Annotated in this window: 5 protein-coding genes; 3 read left to right on the forward strand and 2 right to left on the reverse strand. The window is 42.5% G+C overall.

From position 1 onward, the window contains the following. The first annotated feature begins 360 nt into the window (after window positions 1-360). The 3 genes from H6G14_RS26770 to H6G14_RS26780 all read left to right on the forward strand — a co-directional run bounded on the left by H6G14_RS26770 (window position 361) and on the right by H6G14_RS26780 (window position 8,071). On the forward strand, window positions 361-3,393 hold the full coding sequence (locus tag H6G14_RS26770; RefSeq protein ID WP_190571231.1) for a pentapeptide repeat-containing protein: 3,033 nt from the start codon (window positions 361-363) through the stop codon (window positions 3,391-3,393). A 295-nt stretch (window positions 3,394-3,688) separates the two neighbouring features. Further along, the gene (locus H6G14_RS26775; RefSeq protein WP_149028795.1) at window positions 3,689-4,282 is read left to right on the forward strand and encodes a hypothetical protein; all 594 of its coding nucleotides are present in this window, start codon (window positions 3,689-3,691) and stop codon (window positions 4,280-4,282) included. A gap of 1,467 nt (window positions 4,283-5,749) precedes the next feature. Then, on the forward strand, window positions 5,750-8,071 hold the full coding sequence (locus tag H6G14_RS26780) for a linolenate 9R-lipoxygenase (RefSeq protein WP_010994078.1): 2,322 nt from the start codon (window positions 5,750-5,752) through the stop codon (window positions 8,069-8,071). 70 nt (window positions 8,072-8,141) lie between these two features. Here the strand turns inward: H6G14_RS26780 and H6G14_RS26785 are convergent, their stop codons facing one another. Continuing rightward, on the reverse strand, window positions 8,142-8,285 hold the full coding sequence (locus H6G14_RS26785) for a hypothetical protein (protein ID WP_168436368.1): 144 nt from the start codon (window positions 8,283-8,285) through the stop codon (window positions 8,142-8,144). A gap of 675 nt (window positions 8,286-8,960) precedes the next feature. Continuing rightward, the coding region (locus H6G14_RS26790; RefSeq protein ID WP_277884333.1) for a calcium-binding protein at window positions 8,961-9,465 on the reverse strand (505 nt) is incomplete at its 5' end.

Below are 9,465 nucleotides of genomic sequence, written 5' to 3' on the forward strand. Positions count from 1 at the left end.
TAAGTATTAAAAAATAGCAAGCCGAAAACATCTGTTTTCGGGATCAATTTAGTACTTACAAGTAAAAAAGTAAGACATGGAATTTAATTAGTCGCTAAACTGTTTTAATGATAAGGCTTTGAAGTAGGTAATGTGGCGTAAGCTTGTTGAGAGGTCGAGGTAGAGGGCGATCGCCTCAAGAGAGCAGAGAGAAATAATACTTTCAAAAGAAAGAAAATCCAGCCCCCAATTTCTTACTTTTATTTGCCACAGCCAAGACTATCAATGGTTTACAAGCAACTGTCTCGCATTTCTATTGCGTATCAATGGCTCAATCTTTTTTGGGAACACTAACTCCAGCCCTCCATTACAAAACTTAGTATGGATGTTGAAGAGTTTTTGAGTCGTTTAGATGCAGGTGAAAATAATTTTTCAGGTGTCGATCTTAGTGGGGCAATCCTAAGCGAAGTTGACTTATCTGGCATTAATCTGAGTGGTGCTAATTTGAGTGGTGCTGATTTAAAAAGCACCATTCTGAGCAACACAGACTGGATTAATTTAAAAGAAGCACTCGCCACCATCAGGGAAATTCAGGATGAGTCAAATCGCGCCCATGCCCTGATTGCCTTAGCAGATAAACTGCCACCTGATTTGTTAAGTGAAGCACTCACCTCTGCCAGGGAAATTCAGGATGAGTATCTTTGCGCTGATGCCCTGATTGCCTTAGCACGGAAACTGCCACCTGATTTGTTAAGTGAAGCACTCGCCACCGCCAGGGAAATTCAGGATGAATATTTTCGCACCTCTACCCTGATAGAGTTAGCAGAGAAACTGCCTTCTGTGTTAAGTGAAGCACTCGCCGCCGCCAGGGAAATTCAGGATGAGTATTTTCGCGCCTCCACCCTAATAGCGTTAGCAGAGAAACTACCTTCTGTGTTAAGTGAAGCACTCGCCGCCGCCAGAGAAATTCAGGATGAGTATTTTCGCGCCGATGCCCTGAGAGAGTTAGCACAGAAACTGCCACCTGATTTGTTAAGTGAAGCACTCGCCGCAGTCAGGGAAATTCAGCCTGAGTATCTTCGCGCCGATGCCCTGATTGCCTTAGTGGAGAAACTGCCTTCTGTCTTAAGTGAAGCACTGGCTGCCATCAGGGAAATTCAGGATGAGTATCTTCATGCCGATGCCCTGAGAGAGTTAGTACAGAAACTGCCACCTGATTTGTTAGGTGAAGTACTCGCCGCCGCCACGGAAATTCGGGGTGGGTATCCTCACACCAATCCCCTGAGAGAGTTAGCAGAGAAACTGCCACCTGATTTGTTAAGTGAAGCACTCGCCGCCGCCAGGGAAATTCAGGATGAGTCCAATCGCGCCCATGCCCTGAGAGTGTTAGCACAGAAACTGCCACCTGATTTGTTAAGTGAAGCACTCACTGCCACCAGGGAAATTCAGTCTGAGTATCATCGCGCCTCTACCCTGAGAGCCTTAGCACAGAAACTGCCACCTGATTTGTTAAGTGAAGCACTCGCCGCCGCCAGGGAAATTCAGGATGAGTCAAATCGCGCCTCTACCCTGAGAGAGTTAGCAGAGAAACTGCCTTCTGTGTTACCAGAAGCACTCGCCGCCGTCAGGAAAATTCGGCATAAGTCAAATCGCGCCTATGGACTGATTGCCTTAGCAGAGAAACTGCCTTCTGTGTTACCAGAAGCACTCGCCGCCGCCACGGAAATTGAGCCTGAGTATCATCGCGCCTCTACCCTGAGAGAGTTAGCAGAGAAACTGCCACCTGATTTGTTAAGTGAAGCACTCACCGCTATCAGCGAAATTCAACCTAAGTCAAATCGCGCCGATGCCCTGATTGCATTAGCAGAGAAACTGCCACCTGATTTGTTAAGTGAAGCACTCGCCGCTATCAGGGAAATTCAGGATGAGTCCAATCGCGCCGATGCCCTAATTGCCTTAGCACAGAAACTGCCACCTGATTTGTTAAGTGAAGCACTCGCCGCTATCAGGGAAATTCAGGATGAGTCCAATCGCGCCCATGCCCTGATTGCCTTAGCACAGAAACTGCCACCTGATTTGTTAAGTGAAGCACTCGCCGCCACCAGGGAAATTCAATCTAAGTCAAATCGCGTCCATGCCCTGATTGCCTTAGCACAGAAACTGCCTTCTGTGTTACCAGAAGCACTCGCCGCCGCCACAGAAATTCAGGATGAGTCAAATCGCGCCTCTACCCTGAGAGAGTTAGCAGAGAAACTGCCACCTGATTTGTTAAGTGAAGCACTCGCCGCCATCAGGGAAATTCAACCTAAGTCAAATCGCGTCCATGCCCTGATTGCCTTAGCACAGAAACTGCCTTCTGTGTTACCAGAAGCACTCGCCGCCATCAGGGAAATTCATCATGAGTATCATCGTGACAATGCCCTGAGAGAGTTAGCAGAGAAACTGCCACCTGATTTGTTAAGTGAAGCACTCGCCGTCATCAGGGAAATTCACTATGAGTCAAATCGCACCAATGCCCTGATTGCCTTAGCGAAGAAACTGCCTTCTGTGTTACCAGAAGCACTCGCCGCCGTCAGGAAAATTCGGGATAAGTCAAATCGCATCTATGCCCTGAGAGAGTTAGCAGATAAACTGCCTTCTGTGTTAAGTGAAGCACTCGCCACCGCCAGGGAAATTCATGATGAGTCATATCGCGCCGATGCACTGAAAGAGTTAGCAGAGAAACTGCCACCTGATTTGTTAAGTGAAGCACTCACCGCCATCAGGGAAATTCATGATGAGTCATATCGCGCCGATGCCCTGATTGCCTTAGCAGAAAAACTGCCTTCTGTGTTACCAGAAGCACTCGCCGCCGCCACGGTAATTCGCCCTGAGTCATATCGCGCCGATGCACTGAGAGACTTAGCACAGAAACTGCCACCTGATTTGTTAAGTGAAGCACTCGCCGCCATCAGAGAAATTCAGTCTGAGTCAAATCGCGCTCATGCTCTGATTGCCTTAGCGGAGAAAATGTCATTACATAATCCTAGCCTAAGCAATGTTAGTGCAAATTGTGTAAATCTCAATCATTCAACCTTAACTGAAGCCAAGCTCAATCAATCCGACTTGAGGTATGGCAATTTGAAAGGAGCAAATCTGAACAAAGCCAACCTGAGCCGTGCTTTCCTAAACCATGCTGATTTGAGTAATACAATGCTGGCTCAATCCAACCTGAGTGGTACTAACTTGAGAAATGCTAACTTGAGAAATGCCAATCTAATTGGTAGCAACCTTCAGGATGCCAATCTGAGTGGTGCAAATGTAGAAAAAGCCCGATTTGGAAACAATCAAGGAATTTCAAAACAGATAAAAGAAGACCTAATTCAACGAGGTGCAATCTTTGTTGGAGAACCTCCCACTGAAGATTGGGGGTAAATAAGCAATCGAACTGAAACTTACTGTCCTTTGAATCATAATGTGGTTCTTGGTAACTTTTGGTCAGGTTGGGGGAAGGCAGAAGACAGTCCCAATGAAAAAATTTCACAATCATAGATGAAAAATATCTTTCCCCCGCACCCTTACAGAATGTTTAAATCAACAAACTAAATTTTTAACATTTAACAGTATTTCAACAAAACTCTCCTACCAATATTTAAATAAAATTGCGGATGCAGCAAAGCTATTCTTTACACTAGCATTGATGACTAAACTGCAACTAAAAATTAAGTCAATGACTGAACAAATTTACGATACAGTCTTATATCAGAAGAAGTCTTTTACCCTTGCTAGTACCAATGGTTATAGGTTGTTTAATCCAGTAAAGTATGGCATCAATTTCGATATAATTTCTACTGCTTGCTGGCGAGGTTATTACTGCACTTATGAAGTCACTGATACATCTCTGTTTCTTACAAAACTTAATATTGGGTTAAGTGAAGCAGATCATTTGAAGCGGTTATTGAAGCTGTTTGGTAAACCAACTACTCAATATACAAAGTCTTGGGGTTGGGAGTCATCGGACTGTAAAATAGATGCTATACGGAAGTTGATTCCCTTTACTGGTGGTTTGTTACTGGGAAACGACTCCATCTGCGAGATGTATTATGGGATGGGCTTTCCCCCTGCATACGAGTTCAGAACTGTCTATGAGCTAATCTTTGATAATGGGAAACTTATAGAAGAACATGACCGTTCACCGCAGATGGCACAGTTACGAGAGATATTACCTATTGGTACATTAAACTCCAGAGTTAGTCCATCTCGTAATGAAATTAAGCAATGGCTCAAGCAGTGTTTTAATTTAGAGTACGAAAGATTGTATTAAGCAAATAGTTGAGCCGCGACGGGAGCAAGTGTCCTTTGAATCATAATTTAGGTCTTGGCAACTTTTGGTGATCCTTCCTGTTCGGGGATATTAGTTTAGGCGATGGCAAGGAACGCCCAGCGATAGAGATCGCACCAGCAGTTAATGGCTCCATTTACTACCTCTTTAGTGCGGTATCATATTTTACTATTAATACATTGTTTCTGTTCTCAATTACGCAATTAATGGAAGCAATCTCTCTTTAGCTTATTGTTAAGGCTCATAGTTCATGCAGGACTCCAAAAAAGGGCTATAACGTGTAATTCTGTATGAAAATGTCTGCTTTCACGGCTCATCGCCAAGGGCGATCGTCTGCCGTGGGCTGTAGCTCATCATCAGAAATTTCGTCGCTCTATTTATGCTGTTAATGCTCGAAAATCTTAGTCGTGCTGCGTCCCGGTTAGATCGGCATATCCTCATTACACGTTCTGGCTCATAGGTGGAATCTTATTGAGCTTGTTTATAATTTTTAATAAGACTGGTGTTAAGCTTAATTATCCCGCAAGTATTTCAAATTTTTATGGATAGTAACTGTGCTGGGATGATCTACCCCCAACGTAAGTTCAGCAATTCTCAAAGCTTTTTGAAACAGTGGTTCGGCATCTCTTTATTACTTGTTTTGGACGATCGCTCTTGTTTAGGGAGAGGTTTCGTAGCGCCTGGAGTCAGAGAGCCGCATTTTTGCACTTTGCAAAGGGGTGCTATATCGGCGATCACTAAAACATAGTTGGGGTTTTTTATACAAACCCTCGGAAAGGGGGATTAAGGAATTTAATCAAGAATGGTGCTTGACCTTTAAAATAGTGCAAACCTTCATAGAGCTATAGGTTTGGGAGAGTCTCATTAGTCCTTAGACGATCTAAGAATTGCATTTTGAGACATAAAAAGAGACACAATACAGGAGTGTCTCAACTCGTATAGTTTCTGAGACACGTTGGGGGGAAAAGCAAAGCTTACAAGGATTTGAAGGTAATAATGCCAAACTTCGTTTTTGCTATTCCCCCTTTTCGAGGGGACGTACAAAAAACCCCATATTGTAGCTTTTTACGTTATTTTATTCAAAATTATTTGCGAACTTGCATAAATCTTGTACTACACCCCGATAAGTCTACAAATGTTTCATCAGGGTTTAACTTTAGCAAAGTTATGTTGCCAGATGGGTAGAACATAAAACAATACTTGGCTTGTGAAAAAATATTAATTATTAAATCACTCAATCTTTCACCAATATTAATCAAACGAGATCGGGACAGGAATACCATTTAACCATCTGAATAGATTTGAGGCTTAGTTTGGCTCTAGTGGCGGGATTAAGCGGGGATTGTACCGCCAATTGAGATTTGAAGGAGCCACTTTTGATGATTAGTAGTTGAGTTGAATTGAATTTACATCGCATTGGATAAGGTCAACCTATTGGGGGATTAGATCATGGATTTGAATACTTACTTGAAGTTGTTAAATTTATTGGATTCAGAATCTCAAAAAATCATGCTTGAGTTGCAAGCCATGTTCTCTGCTGCTGGTCTTGCACTAAGAGGCCGTGGAACGCATACCGACGGAATTATAGTCAAAGGGAACTTAACCGTATTGCATAGCAGTGATGTCCCCTCTCATTCGCTATTCACCCCAGGTAAAAAATATGATGTCATTTTTCGTCATGCAAATATTGTGGGTGGTGCAAAAGATGATGCTCTTATAAACGGTCGTGGTTCAGCTATTAGAATTGGAAATATCGGTGATGACCTAAGTAAGCCACGACTACTGGATCTTGTACTCAATACTGGTGAAGTTTTCGGACTCCCAACAGCCCGATTGTATCATCAATTTTTTGGTTCAGATTTTCATCAAAAAAGTGATATGCTTGCCAGTGGCAGTTTAAGAAGGTATGCAGTGGAGGCAGCCTTACGCAATCCAGATTCGTTTACTGAATTGTACTACCACACACAGCTTTGTTATGAATGGGTGGATTCCAAAAAGAAATCCCGTTACGCCCGCTTTCGCCTTTTAAATCCTAATCAAAGCACAGAAGGCGGTTTATTAGATGACAGTGTTGAAATAGGCCCTAGACTGGTATTACCCAGAAAACGGGGCGATACTCGCGAAAAAAATTATCTAAGAAATGAGTTTCGCCAACGATTGACTGACGGAAACATTGTGGAGTACGTCTTGCAAGCCCAATTCAGATCGATTGAGGATGTGGCTGTAGATTGCAGTAATATATGGGATCCAAACACCTACCCTTGGCTCGATATAGCAGCCATAGTGCTTAATCAAGATGAATCTGAAAATGATTATTATCAAGAAATTGCCTACAATCCGGGCAATACTCATTATGATTTAAAACTTCCAAATTCATATAGTGTAGATGATTTTGCATCACTGGGAGTGTCTGGTGCCTTAGTTCATTATTTTGGCTCCATTGTTCGTGCTGAACGCACTCAGTATTTGTATGGAAGTAAGGATGATTTGCCTGGAAAACCAGTTTATTTCCCTCTCCCAGTGACTGAAATTCCTTCTAAAAGATTCCTTTTTCTATTAGAGAAATATAATTTTCTTACAGATAATTCATACCCTTCAGACGGTGAACACGACAAGATTGAAGCACTTGTATCAGCCATGCCTACTACAGCTTTGGATTTGGCAGTTGGCACTACTGATCCCACCGATATCCCTGACAGCTACTTTTTAGAACGTCGGCTCAATGGGTACAATCCAGGTGCAATTCGCGAATCTTCTGGTCAAGAAGGCTGGACACATGAGCTTACTCACAATCTGGCAAAATATGACATCAAGCCAGGCTTGCACTTTCCTGATTTTGTTCAATGTCGGCTTTTTGTTGATAAACAAAATGGTGTCAAGCTGCATTCAATAAAAATAGATGATCATGAAATTACGCCATGCCAAGAACAATGGCAATATGCTAAACGTACTTACCTGCAAGCCGAATTCCTTTCACAAGAGCTGAAACTTCATTTAGCCCGTTGTCACTTCAACATTGAACAATATGTTATGGCTATAAAAAGAAGGCTCGCTCCCACTCATCCTGTGCGGGCGTTTATTAATCCTCATCTTGAGGGGCTGATATTTATCAACTCATCAGCTGTTCCAAAGATTATCGGTTCAACAGGTTTCATCCCTATCGCCTCCATGCTAACGCAGGGATCTATTGTTGATGTAATGAAAAATGAATTAAGTAAACTGAGTTATATGTGGAATCCAATCGCTGATTTGCCACGTGATATTCCCGGAGACCTTTTTACACCTGCGGCAACAGCCTATTGGGAACTACTTAACAATTATGTTGAACAGGGTTTACTACAACCATTTGAAGATGAACTTCGCACCGAAGTAAATGCGATTCAGGTTGACGAACTTTTTGCTGAATTAAAAGAACGAAGTCTTTACTCCGGAGACCAACCACCCAAATACGATTCATCAGAGCTTAAAAGTCTGTTAATGTACATCATTTACCATTCAAGTTTCCTGCACTCATGGGCTAACTTTAAACAATATGATGATGCTGGAAATCCTAATCATGTATCAATGGGAGATTATAGTCAATACGACCAACAGACACAGGACAAAATACGCTTCTCTCAACGATCTTTAACATGGGTACTTTCATCAATTCGATACAACTCAGTTGCAGTATATGGATCGGATTTACTCAAACAGCTCATTCGGGAAAAATCATCAATATTGGAACCAGGACTTCCATTAGAGGATCTCATGATGAGTATCAACATTTAGGCGATCTCCAGATAAGGTTATACCGGGTGGCCGCCGAGATACCGATATCGTTGGCGAATTCCCCAAGCAGCTAAACTGAATGGAGTAGTTCAGCAATAAAACGATTGAGAACCTTCTGAGCAGTTTTATACCCAGTAGCTTGCTTACCTAACTTCAGTTCAGACAAAACACGGTCACGTAAAATTTCTAGTTCCCTTACCGTACCATTTGTCACATCAGTATATAGTCAGCCCCATTACACAAAAGGGCTAGAACGTGTAACTCTGCATGAAAATGTCTGCTTTCACAGCTCATCGTCCTCGGCGATCGCCTGCAACGGAATGAAGTCTATCACCAGAAAGACTTCATTCCTTTATTTATGTTATTAACGCCCCAAATCCCTATTTCCAATACGTCCCCCCTAGATCGACATACCTCTTTTTCCCTATTCCTGAAGCATTCTTCCTAGATCGAGGCTTCATTGTTGTTCTGGTTATAAGGGAACCAATGGTCTAACTTGGCGTTCGCTCGTTGGCAAGATTTGGGAAGCATTGGTTCCCATAAGATTATCAACCACAGATGAACCTAAAATTAAGTAAGTATATTTAGTTACTTAATTGCTTTTAGCTATATTTGCAATTCTTCTGTAAGGCATGAGCGGGCAAGGGGCTTGTACAAAACTCGCTCTCCCATCTATTACTATTGCTTGCTTCTCAAAAAAAAGTAGGAAAATTAGGTGCCTAATTTTCCTATTGTGTGAACAGATAACTTACCGAAAAATAACATTGATTATTGCCCAGTATGAATGAGATCGCAGTAAGGACATATAAGCTGAGGCAACCCAACATTTTTTTGCGATATTGACTTGAGTTGATAACCTTAACCTGTTGCTATGCCTTTCTACCGACAATCACACTGTTGTAAAGTTGCTCAATCCAAGAGTTCCTGTTAGACTTGTTACTTCAATGATGGCATCGGTGTTGGTATTAAAACCATCAGTTGCATCATTGATCGCAACAAAAGTACGACTTCCTAAAGTAAATTGAGCAGCTGCATTGCCTATAAAGAAAGCATCTGTGAGTTTGGCACTAATGCCTGCTGTATCCAAGCTAGCTACGGCTCCAACATTGGTAAAAGCTGTCCGCGCAGAACTGACTAAGAAGATGTCGTTGCCGATTGTAGAATTAAAATCGGTAACCAAATCGAAGTTAGCTAGAAGTGAATCGTTAAGGTTTTTGTAGTCAAAGCGATCACTGCCTAAACCACCAACAAGGACATCTTTTCCAGCCGAGCCAGTAAGAATATCATTTCCCGCGCCACCTTGGATGTTGTCATTGCCATCGCCACCATTAAGGGCATCATTGCCTGCTCCAGCAGTGATATTATCATCACCCAGCCCACCGTTGACAGTGTTG

It is taken from the genome of Nostoc parmelioides FACHB-3921 (assembly GCF_014696625.1).
GTDB classification, from domain to species: domain Bacteria; phylum Cyanobacteriota; class Cyanobacteriia; order Cyanobacteriales; family Nostocaceae; genus Trichormus; species Trichormus parmelioides.